At 48.4% G+C, this 15,386-nt stretch carries 12 protein-coding genes; 8 read left to right on the top strand and 4 right to left on the bottom strand.

The genetic code is table 11. The annotated features are described in order from the left end of the window. The first annotated feature begins 91 nt into the window (after positions 1–91). The 8 genes from mfd (at position 92) to ASC40_RS05230 (ending at position 10,184) form a co-directional block, all read left to right on the top strand. On the top strand, positions 92–3,559 hold the full coding sequence (gene mfd / locus ASC40_RS05265) for a transcription-repair coupling factor (protein WP_055438729.1): 3,468 nt from the start codon (positions 92–94) through the stop codon (positions 3,557–3,559). A gap of 2 nt (positions 3,560–3,561) precedes the next feature. After that, complete coding sequence (locus tag ASC40_RS05260) at positions 3,562–4,635, top strand: CsiV family protein (RefSeq protein WP_055438728.1); 1,074 nt, start codon at positions 3,562–3,564, stop codon at positions 4,633–4,635. A gap of 26 nt (positions 4,636–4,661) precedes the next feature. Next, entirely contained in the window at positions 4,662–5,162 is a 501-nt protein-coding gene (locus tag ASC40_RS05255; protein WP_055438727.1) for a MarR family winged helix-turn-helix transcriptional regulator, read from the top strand. Beyond that, the gene (locus ASC40_RS05250) at positions 5,125–6,909 is read left to right on the top strand and encodes an ExeM/NucH family extracellular endonuclease (RefSeq protein ID WP_055438726.1); all 1,785 of its coding nucleotides are present in this window, start codon (positions 5,125–5,127) and stop codon (positions 6,907–6,909) included. The genes ASC40_RS05255 and ASC40_RS05250 overlap by 38 nt, the downstream gene beginning before the upstream one ends. A 78-nt stretch (positions 6,910–6,987) precedes the next feature. After that, positions 6,988–7,545 carry an RNA polymerase sigma factor gene (locus ASC40_RS05245; RefSeq protein ID WP_055438725.1) on the top strand — a complete coding sequence of 186 codons (558 nt, stop codon included), beginning with the start codon at positions 6,988–6,990 and terminating at the stop codon, positions 7,543–7,545. Further along, the gene (locus tag ASC40_RS05240) at positions 7,538–7,885 is read left to right on the top strand and encodes a hypothetical protein (RefSeq protein WP_055438724.1); all 348 of its coding nucleotides are present in this window, start codon (positions 7,538–7,540) and stop codon (positions 7,883–7,885) included. Before ASC40_RS05245 ends, ASC40_RS05240 begins: the two co-directional genes overlap by 8 nt. Positions 7,886–7,896: 11 nt before the next feature. Further along, positions 7,897–8,757 (top strand): PDZ domain-containing protein, encoded by an 861-nt coding sequence (locus tag ASC40_RS05235; protein ID WP_055438723.1) that lies wholly within the window; start codon positions 7,897–7,899, stop codon positions 8,755–8,757. Positions 8,758–8,828: 71 nt separating this feature from the next. Then, entirely contained in the window at positions 8,829–10,184 is a 1,356-nt protein-coding gene (locus ASC40_RS05230) for an alkaline phosphatase (protein WP_055438722.1), read from the top strand. 4 nt (positions 10,185–10,188) lie between these two features. Here ASC40_RS05230 and asnB read toward each other — a convergent pair whose 3' ends face one another. From asnB to ASC40_RS05210, 4 genes are all read right to left on the bottom strand, one after another. Further along, the gene (gene asnB / locus ASC40_RS05225) at positions 10,189–12,204 is read right to left on the bottom strand and encodes an asparagine synthase (glutamine-hydrolyzing) (protein WP_055438721.1); all 2,016 of its coding nucleotides are present in this window, start codon (positions 12,202–12,204) and stop codon (positions 10,189–10,191) included. A 17-nt stretch (positions 12,205–12,221) separates the two neighbouring features. After that, positions 12,222–13,286: an aspartate/ornithine carbamoyltransferase family protein gene (locus tag ASC40_RS05220; protein WP_055438720.1), complete on the bottom strand. Its 1,065-nt coding sequence runs from the start codon at positions 13,284–13,286 to the stop codon at positions 12,222–12,224. 125 nt (positions 13,287–13,411) lie between these two features. Then, positions 13,412–14,839: a sodium:solute symporter family protein gene (locus tag ASC40_RS05215; protein WP_055438719.1), complete on the bottom strand. Its 1,428-nt coding sequence runs from the start codon at positions 14,837–14,839 to the stop codon at positions 13,412–13,414. Beyond that, complete coding sequence (locus tag ASC40_RS05210; protein WP_055438718.1) at positions 14,832–15,347, bottom strand: hypothetical protein; 516 nt, start codon at positions 15,345–15,347, stop codon at positions 14,832–14,834. The genes ASC40_RS05215 and ASC40_RS05210 overlap by 8 nt, the downstream gene beginning before the upstream one ends. Positions 15,348–15,386 lie beyond the last annotated feature (39 nt).

Here is a 15,386-nt window from a genome sequence, read left to right as displayed (position 1 = left end):
ACTGACGACTGATCCAAGCGCCAAGTTGCGGTATACTCTCAACAAAATTTCGTTTCCCAATGAACATACGCAGTAGAGAATTCAGAAACTCATGACCAAGGCGTCCATTCTTAACCCGCCCAAGCCGAAAGACAGCGCGCGCGACATGACCTGGCAGCAGTTAGCTGGCAGCAGCATTGCGTTAGCTCTTGGCCAGCTCATTGAGCAACATGACGGGCCAGTATTAATTGTCACCCCAGATGCGCCGCAAGCACATCGCTTAGAGCACGAGGTGCAATATTTTGCCCCGTCTTGGCGCCAACAGGTTATGGTATTTCCGGACTGGGAAACCCTACCTTATGACAGCTTTTCTCCGCACCAAGATATTATTTCTGAGCGCTTGAGCGTATTGGCGCGCTTACCAGATATGCAGCGCGGCGCGCTTATTGTGTCATTAAACACGCTGATGCACCGGGTTGCACCAACGGATTATGTCAGCGGCCAAGCAATACAAGTTAACAAAGGTCAAAAACTTGATATTCATGGGCTACGTCAACGCCTAGAGCGTGCTGGTTATCGTCATGTTGCCCAAGTTATGGAGCATGGTGAGTTTTGCGTACGCGGTTCTTTGCTTGACTTGTTCCCCATGGGCAGCGCAGCACCTTTTCGCATTGACTTTTTTGATGACGAAGTTGACTCCATTCGTACCTTTGACCCAGATACTCAGCTATCTGCAGGTGAAATTGACGCTATTAACCTATTACCGGCCCACGAATTTCCAACTCACACCACGGCAATTGAGCGGTTTCGGGCGAACTATCGTGAGCAATTTGAAGCTTCGAACGCGCGCGATTCGGTGTATTACCAAGTGTCGAATCAGCAATTTCCAGGCGGCATAGAATACTACTTACCACTATTTTTTGAACAAACCGCCACGCTATTCGACTATCTTCCCGACAATACGTTATTAGTTAGTTTTGGCGATTTACAGGGCAGCCTTGACCATTTGTGGCACGACATTAACCAGCGCTACGAGCAGCGTCGCTATGACCCCTTACGCCCGTTGCTACCGCCACAGCAGTTATACCTTAGTGTTGACCAACTACATGGGGCCTTTAAAGCCATGCCGCGTATACGCGCTATGGTGCCCGGTGACAAACCGCAACCCGGCCCACAACAGTTTGCTAGTGAAGCGATTGGCGAAATAGCCGTTAATCACCAACTAAAAAACCCGCTAGAGAGCCTACAGCAGCGCTTGGCTAACGCGTTTGATAACAGCTACCGCGTATTATTTTTGGTGGAGTCCGCTGGGCGCCGTGAAACCTTACGCGAATTATTAGCGCCACTACAATTAGGCTTAGCTGAGTTTGAAACCTTTCAAGCGTTTTTAGACAGCAATGACCCATGCGGCGTCAGTGTGAGCCCAATTATTAACTCGTTTGCGTTGCCAGAACACAAACTGCTCGTCATTACTGAAACCGAATTACTTGGCCAGCGCATTGCCCAGCGTCGTCGCCGCGATCAAAAAGCCACCGTTAACGCCGAAAATATGGTGCGTAACTTAGCGGAATTGCGCATTGGTCAGCCGGTCGTTCATATTGATCACGGTGTCGGCCGTTACCAAGGCTTACAAACCTTAGACACCGGCGGCGTCACCACCGAGTTTGTCACCATTGAATATGCCAACAACAGTAAGTTGTATGTGCCAGTTGCCGCTTTACATGTGCTAAGCCGTTATAGCGGCGGCGAAGAAAGCTCGGCACCGTTGCACAAATTAGGCAATGACCAGTGGGAAAAAGCCAAACGTAAAGCGGCTGAGAAAATTCGTGACGTGGCCGCTGAATTATTAGACGTGTATGCCCGTCGTGAAGCCAAGCCTGGCTATCAATATCGACTTGATCACAACGAATATCAGCGCTTTGCGGCAAGCTTTCCATTCGAAGAAACCGATGACCAACAAGCGGCTATTGCCGGTGTGCTTGGCGACATGCAGTCGGACCGCGCCATGGACCGGTTAGTGTGTGGCGACGTTGGTTTCGGTAAAACCGAGGTCGCTATGCGCGCTGCCTTTGTTGCCGTGAATGACAATAAACAAGTGGCGGTGCTAGTACCCACCACCCTGCTTGCGCAGCAGCACTACGAAAACTTTAAGGATCGTTTTGCTGATTGGCCCATTCGCGTTGAAGTTCTGTCTCGATTTAAAACGGGCAAACAAACCCAGAAAATTCTCGATGACATGGCCGAAGGCAAAATTGACCTGGTTATTGGAACCCATAAATTGCTCAGTGCCGACGTGAAGTTTAAAGACTTAGGATTATTGATTGTCGACGAGGAGCATCGCTTTGGAGTGCGTCAAAAAGAAGCCATTAAAAAGCTTCGCGCCGACGTAGATATTCTCACGTTAACTGCAACCCCCATACCACGAACGCTCAACATGGCCATGCAAGGCGTACGTGATTTATCTATTATTGCAACGCCACCGGCGAAGCGACTAGCGGTGAAAACTTTTGTTCGTGAATATGACGAGCCAACTATTCGTGAGGCCATATTGCGCGAAATTTTGCGTGGTGGGCAGGTGTATTTCTTACACAACAATGTCGAAACCATAGATAAAACCGCTGAAAAGCTAGCCGAGCTGGTTCCCGAAGCGCGCATTACTGTGGCCCACGGACAAATGCGCGAGCGCGAGCTCGAGCGCATCATGTCGGACTTTTATCATCAACGTTATAACGTGTTGGTGTGCACCACTATTGTCGAAACCGGTATTGACGTACCCACAGCAAACACTATTGTCATGGACCGTGCCGACCATCTTGGCTTGGCACAAATGCATCAACTTCGCGGCCGAGTTGGCCGCTCGCATCATCAGGCCTATGCATACTTACTGACCCCACCGCCTAAGCGTATGACCAAAGATGCTTTAAAGCGCCTTGAGGCTATTTCGCAGCTAGAAGACTTAGGCGCTGGCTTTATGTTGGCGACCCACGACTTAGAAATTCGAGGTGCCGGCGAGCTACTTGGTGATGAGCAAAGCGGCCAAATTGAAACTATTGGCTTTACTTTGTATATGGAAATGCTTGAGCAAGCTGTCACTGCGCTACGCGACGGTAAGCAACCGGCACTGGATCAACTGCTAAAAGCACAATCAGAAGTAGATTTACGCGTGCCAGCTTTGTTACCAGACACTTATATTGCCGATGTAAACACCCGCTTAAGTTTATATAAGCGTATTGCCAGCAGCGATGACAGCCAAGGCCTGCATGAAATTCAAGTTGAGCTAATTGACCGTTTTGGTTTATTGCCAGATGCGGTAAAAAACCTCATTCGTGTTACCGAGTTGCGCAATCGCGCGGGTAAACTAGGTATTCGTAAAATAGATGGCGGCCCGCTAGGTATCAACTTTGAATTTGCCGACGACACTCGTGTTTCGCCGCAATTATTAATTGGTTTAATTCAGTCGCAACCGAATTTGTACCGCCTAGAAGGCCCGAACCGTTTACGTTATCTTGGGAAAATTGAAGATACTCAAAGCCGCCTGAAACTGGTAGAGTCATTACTTGAAGAATTCGCACGAGGATAGTTATGACAGCATGGTTGCGTAACAGCATAATTGCCGTGATGGGGCTTTGTAGCATGAGCGCTGGCGCACAACAATCGCCGGCTGATTGGCGTTGGTTCGATGTTGAAGTGTTAGTGTTTAAACACGCTCCGAACGACGAAAACGAGAGCTTTCCATGGCATCCGCCGCGTCAATTTGAAGCGCAAAATGATCTGCTGTCGGCGTTTTACGCGCCTGACTTCAGCGCCTTTCTGCACGCGCTTGATATTTGCCCTGAAGAAAATCTTACACGCCCCGTGTTCTGCGCAATGCCAAGCGAACTAGACCCATACTCGGTTTGGTATGACTCTGCGCGCATCATGAGTGGTTTTAGTGCAGCACCGGCAACAATAATTAGTGGCTATGGCGGCGACATGCAGACACAGCCAGGTCCGTTTTTATTAGCGTCGGAAGAATTCGAATTTGCTGACTTTCGTGAGCAACTTATCCGCCGCAATGTTGGTACGCCACTATTGCATGCCACATACCGCACGCCAGTGTTCAATCGAGCGGAAAATTACAAGGTTCGGCTCTTCGGTGGGCGTAATTTTGGCCCTGAATTTTTACCCAATGGCTACCCGCAACTGCCATTTGTAGCGCTTGAGCCAGCTGCTGAACACTCATCCAAGCAAGTGCCGCAATTATTCGAAGAACTTGAGAGTTTATTGAATCGTGTTGAGCAACAACAACTTCAACTGAGCTACCGCGATCATCGCACCCCGAACCCGCCGCCATTACTTGCTGCACGAGAGCGCTCAGAACGCCCTACCCCGGTGTGGGAGTTAGACGGTACGTTACATATTTATTTGGTCGGTAATTACTTACATATTGATAGCGATCTCGAGCTACGAGAACCGCAACGCGTGCAGTTTAATCAACGCGAATTAGCTGCTCAAATTGAACAGGCCTTGCAACCTCAGCTAGACTCTAAATTCTTGCGTAGTTATCGGCTCAATCAATTGCGCCGTGTCATCAGTCACGAAACCCATTACTTTGATCATCCGCGCTTAGGGTTGGTTGTACAAATTCGTCGTACTGAATTATCAGCTCGACGCTAATACATTGAGAACAAACGGAATTACTTATGGAAAAGTACGAAGAGCTGTTGCTTGCATTACGCAAAGTTATTCGCGCAACAGATTTGTACTCAAAACAGTTAAATAAGCGTACCGGACTAACCGCACCACAGTTGTTAATACTGCGCGAAATTGCTGCTGCGCCTGAAGGCATTACGGCAAGTTCGGTCGCACAAAATATTACCCTAAGCCCAGCAACTGTAAGTAATGTTATCGACCGCTTAGAACATCGTGAACTTATTCATCGCGAGCGTAGTGTGCAAGACCGGCGCCGCGTGGTGTTGTCACTTACAACGCGGGGTAGCGAGCGACTTGCCGAAGCTCCTCGGCCTTTGCAAGAAGACTTTATACACAAATTCCAAGCACTCGCTGACTGGGAACAATCACAATTAGTTGCCGGTATGCAACGAATTGCCACCATGATGGACGCGGAACGACTTGATGCCGCAGACGTACTTGAAGTAGGAACCTATGAACAACAAAAATATCGTACGCCTAAGCGTAAGTAGCTTATCGCTACTTCTGTTAAGTAGCTGTGCTCAATTAAGCAAGCCGGCGTTATGTGATGTCGAAATCACCCCTATTCCGCAAATTCAAGGCAGCGGTGACGTGTCGCCACTGCTAAATCAAACGCTAACTACGCGTGGTGTGGTAACCGCCAACTGGCACAATAAAAATGAGCTTGGTGGCTATTTCATTCAAAGCGCAGAGGTTGACGACGACCACAATGCGGCCACCTCAAACGGCTTATTTATTGCCGAACAAAATGCCACAGTCAAGGTTGGCGACGCGGTGTACATTACCGGTGTAGTGCACGAGCATAATGGCGTAACTCAATTGCAAAACATTAGTGCCAGTGCCGTTTGTGCTTCAGAGCAAACCACAGAAGCAACGCCGTTTACGCTACCAGTTGCAAGTACTGAAGCATTTGAAGCCGTTGAAGGAATGCTGCTATCACTCACGCAATCACTGACCGTAAACGGCCACTATCAATTGCAACGCCACGGTCAATTTGATGTTGCACCCATGCGTTTATACACGCCAACGCAACATCACAAGCCGGGGGCTGACGCGCGAGCTCAAGCGCAAGCCAATAACTTAGCAAGATTAATTATTGACGATAATTTAGCGCCAAACCCACCACAAATTAACCTACCGCAGCCCTCACTTACCGCTGAGAACACGTTACGAAGTGGTGATGTTATTGCTCCGGTAACCGGTGTATTAAATGAGTTTAAAGGCTCGTACCGGCTGCAACCAACTACCGCCGTAACCGTTATTGAAACGAATAAGCGGCCAACGGCGCCCGCAGCGCCAGCGACCAACACGGTTCGCGTGGCTGCGTTTAATGTATTGAATTACTTCAATGGCAATGGTGCTGAAAAAAGCTTTCCTACCGAGCGCGGAGCTAAATCTGCCGCTGATTTTCAACGTCAGCACGACAAAATCATTGCGGCGTTGAGCCTGCTAAATGCTGACATTATTGGTCTGATGGAAATTGAAAATGATGGCTATGACCAATACAGTGCAATTGCTGAATTAACCGCGGCGTTAGCCAAGCAAACAGGGCACCCTTGGCGCTTTATACGTGCGGGGGTAAACAGTTTTGGTGATGATAGTATTACCAACGGTTTAATCTATCGTAGCGACAAAGTACAACCTCAAGGTCAACCCCTGACCATTACCGAAGCTCCATTTGGAACCCGCAGTCGCTTGCCTTTAATTCAGCGCTTTGCTCCGAGCAACACTGTGGAAAATTTAGTCATAGCCGTAAACCACTTCAAATCAAAAGGTAGCTGCCCCAAAGACGCACAAAATCCCAATGCTAATCAACAAGATGGCCAAGGATGTTGGAATGCAGCCCGTACTGAATCAGCCAAGCATCTCGCCACCTTTATTGACAGTCATCCGGATTTAAAAAATCACGGCTTACGTGTGTTAATGGGAGACTTTAATGCCTATGGTCAAGAAGACCCAATTCAGACTTTACTGGCGCACGGATATTACAATCGCATTGATGCCTTTGACCCGCAAGCATACAGCTACGTGTACGACGCACAAGCCGGTAGCTTAGATCATTTATTGGTTTCTAGTCTGTTAACTGGCCGCGTCGTCAATCAGGCTACTTGGTCAATAAATGCTGATGAGCCAACCCTTCTGCAATATGACCGTGCAGCGCAAAACTCACAATGGTATGCACCTTCAGCCTATCGTTCGTCAGATCACGACCCTGTGTATGCCGATATTCAATTTTAATTAAACTTGTCACAGTACTCGCCTTTGTTGCATCTTAATTGTTGTAATCAATACACATAAGCAACAAAGGCGAATTGAGTGGAACACAAACGAATTGGTTTTGGTTGCGCGCTAAGCCCCACAATATTTCACCAGGCCTTAGGTGGCAAATCGCAAGCACAGCGGGTTATTTTTGAAACCTTTAAGCCTGCTGTGTTGCGCACCTTAATGGGTTTGTGCCACGACCGTGAATTAGCGCGTGACTTAGCGCAAGATGTGTTCATTCAAGCCTTTCGTAAAATTCATCAAATTCGCGATCCGCAAGCTTTTGGTGGTTGGTTAAAGCAATTAACTATTCGCACCGCCTTAGCTGAGTTTCGCCGGCAACAACCTCAAATAAGTAACGAGCTACCGGACATTGCGGATACCTCATGGCACAACATGGCGGACTGGTTAACTCAACTGGATGATATTGATAGGTTGATTAGCCAACTGGAAACGCAGGAGCGCACAATTGTTTGGCTGTTTCTTGGAGAGGGCTATAGCCATGAAGAAATCGCTGAGCTTATGCAGCAGCCGTCGGCAACAATACGACAACGTTATCGCCGCGCCTTAATAAAGTTATATACCTTTTTAAATGAGGAACAACATGATTAACGATCACGAGAAAGCCTTACAACGTCGTTGGAATAAGCATGTTGAGCAGCACAGCGACTCGATAGAATTGACTTGGCAGCAGGTAAAACCAAGCAGCCCCGGTCGCGCTTGGGCGTTGGCTAGTGCCGCAGCTGTTGTTGTAGCCGTTAGCTACATTGGCTGGCAGTTTCATGCCCAACCTAACGCGGGCCCTGCTGCTGCCAGCGATACACCAATGTTACTTGCCAATAATTACACGCTGGCGGCGCTTGATGAACGAATTCAACTTGCTTTACTGCACGGCGCAGATGAGGCGACTTTAGAGTATTTGTGGCAGCAACGTGCGCTATTAACGCAATAGGAGTGAAAGACATGAAACGCTCAATATTAACCCTAGCTATACTGCTTACAAGCTTTACCCCATTGTCGTCGGCTTCGTCGACAGCTATTACCGCTGCCAATACCCAGCAGCAAGAAGCACGTGAAAACGCGCGCGCAGCCGCTATTGCAGCCAGCAAGGCTTACGGTTCACAAGAACAAGTTGTGTTGGAAGAGCCGGCCCGAAGTTTTGTCGATTGGGGAGCTATTATACAACCCAATGGAACCGTGCTAACGGTACGTGCACAATCGGTCGCTGCTGCTATGGGTTTGCAAAAAGATGACAAACTTACGCACATCAATGGCGAAGCGATAAACCCGCGCGAGCTAGCCTCGACATTAGAAACCATCGAGCGACTTGAGCACAACCAAGCGTTTAGTGTGACTATCCAACGTGGGTCAGACACCCTTGAGTTGAAAGGGGTCGCACAAGCAACGGTTATTCCTGGTTGGCGTTTAGAAGTTGATAATACAATTAGCGAATCAACAGTCACTGACGCAACCAATCAGTCTTGTGGGCGCGTTAGTGTGTTCTTTACCCCGCCAGTGACTCGCGATTTTTTCCCTGCATTTATCAATACCATTGATGGCAATAACGTAAGACACAAAAATCCAAACTTTAAATTAGCCGCCGGAGAGCATGTTATTGGCGTGCATGAGCTTATTTCCGATCGCTCGTTACGTCGCAAATCCGGTATCGATACAGCAAAGCAGCTAACACTTAACGTTGAAGCCGACAAAACCTACTATATTGCTGCCCATTTTATTCGTGAAAAACGGTTTTCACGTACCGATGGTGGCTATTGGGAGCCCGTTGTATGGAAGGTCACCGAGCATAGTTGTTCACTCGACTGATTAAGTCATTAAGCTGTCATAAGCTCGTGCTATGATTGGCGAAATTGTTTACTTAGAGGCTCTAAGCGCTTATGAATAAATTTATTTCAGCAGGTGCAGCTACGCTAATTGCGAGCTTAACATTAAGCGGTTGCGCAAGCACCACAACTTCTGAACCTGCTGCTACACCAGCGCCGAATATTATCTTTATGATTGGCGACGGTATGGGGTTTGAGTATATTTCGGCTTACCGCTATGCCATGAGCCAACTCGGCGCCGACCAACTTGCTAAGACACCCTTTGATGATTTGTTGGTTGGTGCCGCAACAACATATCCAGATGACGACACTTGGGTAACCGACTCAGCAGCAAGCGCAACAGCGTTGGCTAGTGGCGTAAAAAGTTACAACGGTGCCATTGGTGTCGACACCGATAAAGCACCACAACGCACGTTAATGGAGATTGCTCGTCAACATGGCTGGGCTACCGGGGCGGTGGCAACAGTACAAGTAAATCATGCTACGCCAGCGAGTTTTTTCACCCACCACCCTTCTCGCAACATGTACAATGACATTGCCGATTCGTATGCAACACAAGTTGCTAATGGCGGTTGGAGTTTCGACGTACTATTGGGCGGTGGTTACGATTACTTTCATCGCGATGACAAAAACTGGTTACCGGAGCTTGAGCAACAAGGCCTGCAAATTGTGACAAGCATGGAGCATTTAGCACAACAAACACATACACCAGTGATGGGCTTGTTGGCACCCAAAGCGTTGCCATTTGCCATTGACGATAAACCTGGCCGTTTAGCCAACATGACAACCCATGCCCTACGCCTATTGACGGAAAAAAGCGCCGCAAACGGCAAGCCGTTTGCGTTAATGGTTGAAGGCAGCATGATTGATTGGTGCGGCCATGCCAACGATATTGCCTGTGCGGTGCATGAAATGGCTGACTTTGCGGCTGCAGTGCAGGTTGTTCGTGATTATATCGCTAAGCACCCAAATACTTTATTAGTCATTACCGCTGACCACTCAACGGGCGGTTTAACCCTTGGCCACGGCGGTGAATACGCTTGGCACTCAGATAAAGTGAATGCTATTAGCCAGTCAATTGAAGGCATAGCAACCCATTTATTCGATATGCCACGTCAGCAATGGCGGGCTTATGTGGAAGACAAGCTGGCGTTCAAACTTACTAGTAAACAATGGAAGCAATTAGGCGAAGTGAAGCTAGATAAAGAACTGTCAGGCCGCGACCGTTTGAAGCCTATTCATCAGGTGCTGGTTCGTATTATCAGCGAGCATACCCGTACCGGCTGGACTACCGGTGGCCATACTGCCGTAGACGTACCTGTCATGGCTTCCGGCCCAGGTGCAGAGGCGTTCAAAGGCTATATCGACAACACCGATATAGCCAAAGCGCTAATTGAACTCGTTCGTTAAGCGATTAGGCGTGCCAACCAAGTTCGTTGGCACGCTGTTGCGCTAACTGCGGCACGTCAGTTTTGACAAAATGGTGGTGCAGAATTTGTACCCCAAGCATATGGTTAATCACCGCATCAAGTTGTACTTTTTCGTCAATTGAAACCGTGTCGGATTCATGCCGTGCAAAAGTGGTTTGTACGGCATCAAAGTCGAGTAAACCGGCCTCTTCCACCGCTTCTTTTGACAAAAACTGCTCAGCCAGTTTCAGCACCGCCTGCCACTTTTTCGGATCGGTATGCGCCGGCGGCGCCATAAACGCAAACTTCTCGCGTTTGTACAAAGTCTCAGGCAATAAGCCTTTCATGGCTTCGCGCAGTACATATTTTTCTTTATTGCCTTTAATACGCAAATGCGGCGGTACGGTAAACGCATATTCAGCTAAGTGATGGTCTAAAAACGCTGGACGGGCTTCCATCGAGTTCGCCATGTCAACGCGATCACCGCCCCACGTTAGAATCTGCCCTTCTAACATGGTTTTTATCCAAACGTACTGAGCACGGTCTAACGGGTGGCGACCTTTGAGCATGGTTTCGTCTAAAGTTTCGGCAATGGCTTTACCGGCGTCATAGTCGGTTAGTTTTTCACGGCGTTTTTCGGCAATCAGTGGCAGCGCAATATCTCCGCACGACAACCACGGCTGCACACAGCTTGGGGTAAAGCCCATTTTTGCGTTAAACGCGGGGCTGACAAATTCTTCGCGCGCTAGCATGGCCCCTTTGAACAACTTGTTGTTTTTCTCTAGCAGCTCTTGCCACGCCTTACGTTCGCTATCCGGCAAATGGTCTAAGCCATGCAAAAACATGTCTTTACGAAATGCTGGGTAACCCGCAAACAGCTCATCTGAGCCTTCCCCCGTCAACACTACTTTATAGCCAACTTGGTTAACCTGCTGGCTCATTAAATACTTCGCAACGCCCAAGGTGTTGTAAATAGTGCGTTCGGTGTGCCAAATAGTTTTCACAAAATGATCATACAGATCATCGGCATTGAGTCGCATGATGTGATGATCGGCGCCCGTGGCTTCAGCCATTTCTTGGGCAATAGGGGTTTCATCGTACTCATTTGAGTCAAAGCCAATAGTAAAAGCTTTCACTGAGGTTTGTGTGGCAGCCGCTGACAGCCCCAATATTGCGCATGAGTCAATACCACCGGACAAGTAACAACCAACGGGAACATCGGCGGTTAAGCGATGTTGTACGGCTTCCAACAAATGTTTGCGCACACCTTCAATATACTGTGTCTCGTCTACGTCATCGCCCGGATACTCGTGCACTTGCGGAAAATTAACGTCCCAATATTTGTCTTCAGACAGTGTTAACTTGCCATTTTGGCGTTGTATTTTTACCACATGCCCAGGCGCTACTTGTTTAACCCCAGCAAATGCGGTGGAACCCGGCACCATCACTTGAATAAGCTGGTGATACAAACCTTCTGATGAAAACTCACGTTTTACGCTTGGGTGCGCAAACAATACTTTTAATTCTGAGCCAAATACCACGCCTTGGTCAGTTTCAACGTAATACAGCGGCTTAATACCAAACCGGTCACGCACTAAGTACATAGCGTCGTCGGTTTGATCATAAAGCGCAAAAGCAAACTCACCACGCAGTTCGGTTAGCGTACGTTCTAGGCCAACGCGTTCAAACAAGTGCAGAACAATTTCCGAATCACTTTTACTGTGAAAGCGTGCGCCTTGCGCGGTTAAGTCTGCACGAATGCGTTTAAAGTCATAAAATTCACCGTTGTGAGCTAGCAACAAATTGCCGTTTTTGTTTAAAAATGGCTGGCGAGCGCGGTCTTCGTTTAAATCAATAATTGACAATCGCGCGTGGCTAAAACCAACGCCGGTGTTGGGCATAACATGGTAGCCAAAACCGTCAGGCCCGCGGTGATGCATAATGGCAGCCATATTGACCAAGGTTTGCGCCTGTGGCGCTTGGCTGGCATCGCGATTAAAAATTCCTGCTATTCCACACATACTTCAAACTCCTCGGGTTATACCACGTCAATAACGCGCTCAGCACGTTCAACCATACAAGTAAGCAACGCCATGCGCAGAAACACAGCGCCGCGAGCTTGGCTGAAGTACCAGTTGTGTGCGGTATGGTCTAAATCGGTCGATAACTCTTCGCCACGCGCCAGTGGGTGCAAAATAATGGCATCGTCTTTAAGTGGCGAGTTAGCGGTTAAATGAAACGCACTGCCATAGGTGTTAAAGGTGTCGCCTTCCCAAGATATGGCGTTAATGTAAACCACATCTAACTGTGGTAGCACGTCATCAAGCTCAGTGGCGGTGCTAATTTTTATGCCACGGGCTTCTAGTTCTTCACGCTGGCCTGCACCAAATAGCTCTTTGGCGCTGGCTTGGTCATGAATAATTACCAGTTCTTCAACCGCATGGGGAAACACCGACAAGCATTTTAGAAAGCTGCGTACTGTGCGCATTTTATTCGGTACCCCAATAACGCCAATACGAATTTTGCTATTGTTAGCAGGGTCAATCAGCTCTGGACGCCACTTAAAAATGGCATACATGTCAGACAACGCCTGTGTTGGGTGCTCATCCACACCGTTACCGGCGTTAATAATGGGAATACGCAAGGCATCCATCATTTCGTACAATGAACTTTCGTTGTTGTCACGCAGAACCACACAGTCGCCGTAATTATTAAACATTTCAGCCACATCGGCTAAGCACTCACCTTTGGCAATACCCGTGGTAGAACGGTCTGTAATTGACATAATATCGCCACCTAAGCGGTGCCAGGCGCTTTCAAACGATAGCCGAGTACGCGTACTCGGCTCATAAAAAGCGCTGATCAAAATTTTGTTTTGCAGCGGTGAGCTAAAGCGCTTTGGATTACTCTCTATTTTTGCCGCTAGGCGAAACAGTTGCTTCATAGTGTCTTGATCAAATTGATCGCCCGACACAATGTGCTGATTAGCCAACTTAACTAAAAAATCACCGTCTTCTTGAATGACCCGTAACAGCGCTTTTGGGTGTGCATCGCCATACACATCAGGCCGTTCGCGTTCAAACGAAACGTCATTTACATTCATAATGGGTTACCAAAGTTGTTTAGAAATTAAATCTTTTAACCATAGCCCCAATAAAACTACTGGCGCTAAAGCCGTTAAAATTAAGCACACCGTGACCAACACACTAAAACCAGTTAAGCCGAGCATTACGCACGCTCCTGCATGTCTTGCCAATTAAACAAGGTGCGACTACGCCACAGGCCAGCAGCACATATCACTGCTGAAACAACGCAGCTAACTAACGCCGCCACATAAAAGCCAATTGCAAAATAACTCACCAAGCCTGCCATGGTGCCGACCGCCATTGCTAAAGCCGCATAACCACCCGTTAAACGACGTTGGTACAGGCCAAAAACTATTGGAAAAATAGTGCTAGCTACAAAGGCGCCGGCAAAATTCAGTAATGCGCCTAGGGTCGCAATTTGCGGCAGACATAACAGCCAAGTCAGTATGCCAAGGCCGGCTATACAATAGCGGTTAACCCGCAATAATTGCTGATCGCTTGCTGCGGGGCGTAATTTCTTATGATAAAAATCACGCGTCACTAGGTCAGATGTGGCCGCCAACAATGAGTCAAGACTAGACGCTAATGCGGAAAATACCACGATAAACACCACAATAGCGCCGACCTTGCCCAGCACTTCGGCAGCGACCATAGGCCCGACCATGTCGGCGGTAGGCGGAAAAATGCCTAACTGCGGTGCAGCAAGCGCAATAAAGCCTGTCACGATAGGAATTGGCAACCACAGCAATCCGCCCAACATAAAGGCTTTAAAGGCGACCTTACCTTTGAACGCCAGCGCCCGTGACCACCACACGTTCGAATGAAAAATCTCACCCAAACCAAAGAAAATGTTATTGAATAAAAACATCACTGCAGCTGGAAACAGCAAATCAAGTAGCTGCGGATGGTCCGTGCTGAGCTCTGTATGAATAGTCTCTAAGCTGACGGTGTCGATTAAAAACCACGCAATACCCACCACACCAACAATAATAATCAGTGCTTGAATAAAATCGGTGGCAATAACGGCGCGTAAGCCGCCAAACAATGTATAGCCCACGCAGATGAGCAAAATTGCGCTCATGCCAATGTGGTAGTCCAAGCCACTGAGGGCTTGCAGTAAAATACCGCCAGCCATGCCTAAGCTAACCAACCAGCCCATGGCATACACCACCGAAATAACCATGAATACCCACCACGCAGCACGCCCAAAGCGCAATCGAATAAAGTCGCCCGATGTATAACCATTGGGCATTAAGCGTTTAATTCGCGCTGCAAGGGGGGCAAATAAAATGAGCCCTAAGGCAGCAAATGAGTAGCCGACCATGCCCCAAACACCTAGCTGATAGGTTAATTGTGGGGCTACCAAGGTGGTGTTACTGGTTACCCACGTGGCCATAGCAGTGGCTGCGGCTAAGGCGAAGCCGACATTGCGGCCAGCTAAGGCAAAGTCTTCATGTGACTTGTTTTTGCGGCCCAAATACCAGCCAAAAGCTATCCACAGCACACCAAATATGGCAACTAGGGTTAGGCCAAGCGTGCTATCGAGCGCAAAATCAGTGGCTTTATTCATGGTTGGCACCTTTAGATTGCAATACTTTAGCGCGTGACGCCGCGCGATGGTTGCCAATAATCAACACCACCAGAACAATAAATACCGTTAAACCCGCAAAGAATAATCCGAGCGCCTGCCACAACGGGTAGTGATCCACTCGCACATGCACCACGTTACTAAGCACATCGCCCGCAGCGTTACGCAAACGGAAGTAATGATCGCCCGACGTGAATCCGGTTAAGGTAATTTGTTGAAAGTCTTGCACGCCCTGCCCCAACCATGGGTATGAGCGACTAACATAAGAAAACTGAGCACTGGTGGCGTAATCTACCCACAACGACTGTACTGGAGCTGATGATTGCGCTTGTGCGCTAAGTACAAAGTAGCCTTCACGACTTAATTCGGGGGCACTGAGTGCGTAAGGGGGTTCAGCCGTTGATTGCGACAAGGCATACGTGGGTCGCGCAAACAGCGTGATGAGTAACAACAGCGAGATGTGAATAACGAACCTTGCGCGGTTTGGCACTATTCCTTCCTGTAGCCCTTTGTATCTAGGCTACCAAGT

It is taken from the genome of Pseudidiomarina woesei, from assembly GCF_001418345.1.
Taxonomy (GTDB): domain Bacteria; phylum Pseudomonadota; class Gammaproteobacteria; order Enterobacterales; family Alteromonadaceae; genus Pseudidiomarina; species Pseudidiomarina woesei.
This window is presented reverse-complemented; position numbering and strand designations above follow the sequence as displayed.

Bases quoted from the DNA above. Each gene is read 5' to 3' on its own strand.
- ASC40_RS05235 (WP_055438723.1), top strand. From the start codon at position 7,897: ATGAAACGCTCAATATTAACCCTAGCTATACTGCTTACAAGCTTTACC.
- ASC40_RS05230 (WP_055438722.1), top strand. From the start codon at position 8,829: ATGAATAAATTTATTTCAGCAGGTGCAGCTACGCTAATTGCGAGCTTA.
- ASC40_RS05220 (WP_055438720.1), bottom strand. From the start codon at position 13,286: ATGAATGTAAATGACGTTTCGTTTGAACGCGAACGGCCTGATGTGTAT.
- ASC40_RS05240 (WP_055438724.1), top strand. From the start codon at position 7,538: ATGATTAACGATCACGAGAAAGCCTTACAACGTCGTTGGAATAAGCAT.
- ASC40_RS05255 (WP_055438727.1), top strand. From the start codon at position 4,662: ATGGAAAAGTACGAAGAGCTGTTGCTTGCATTACGCAAAGTTATTCGC.
- ASC40_RS05215 (WP_055438719.1), bottom strand. From the start codon at position 14,839: ATGAATAAAGCCACTGATTTTGCGCTCGATAGCACGCTTGGCCTAACC.
- ASC40_RS05250 (WP_055438726.1), top strand. From the start codon at position 5,125: ATGAACAACAAAAATATCGTACGCCTAAGCGTAAGTAGCTTATCGCTA.
- mfd (WP_055438729.1), top strand. From the start codon at position 92: ATGACCAAGGCGTCCATTCTTAACCCGCCCAAGCCGAAAGACAGCGCG.
- asnB (WP_055438721.1), bottom strand. From the start codon at position 12,204: ATGTGTGGAATAGCAGGAATTTTTAATCGCGATGCCAGCCAAGCGCCA.
- ASC40_RS05260 (WP_055438728.1), top strand. From the start codon at position 3,562: ATGACAGCATGGTTGCGTAACAGCATAATTGCCGTGATGGGGCTTTGT.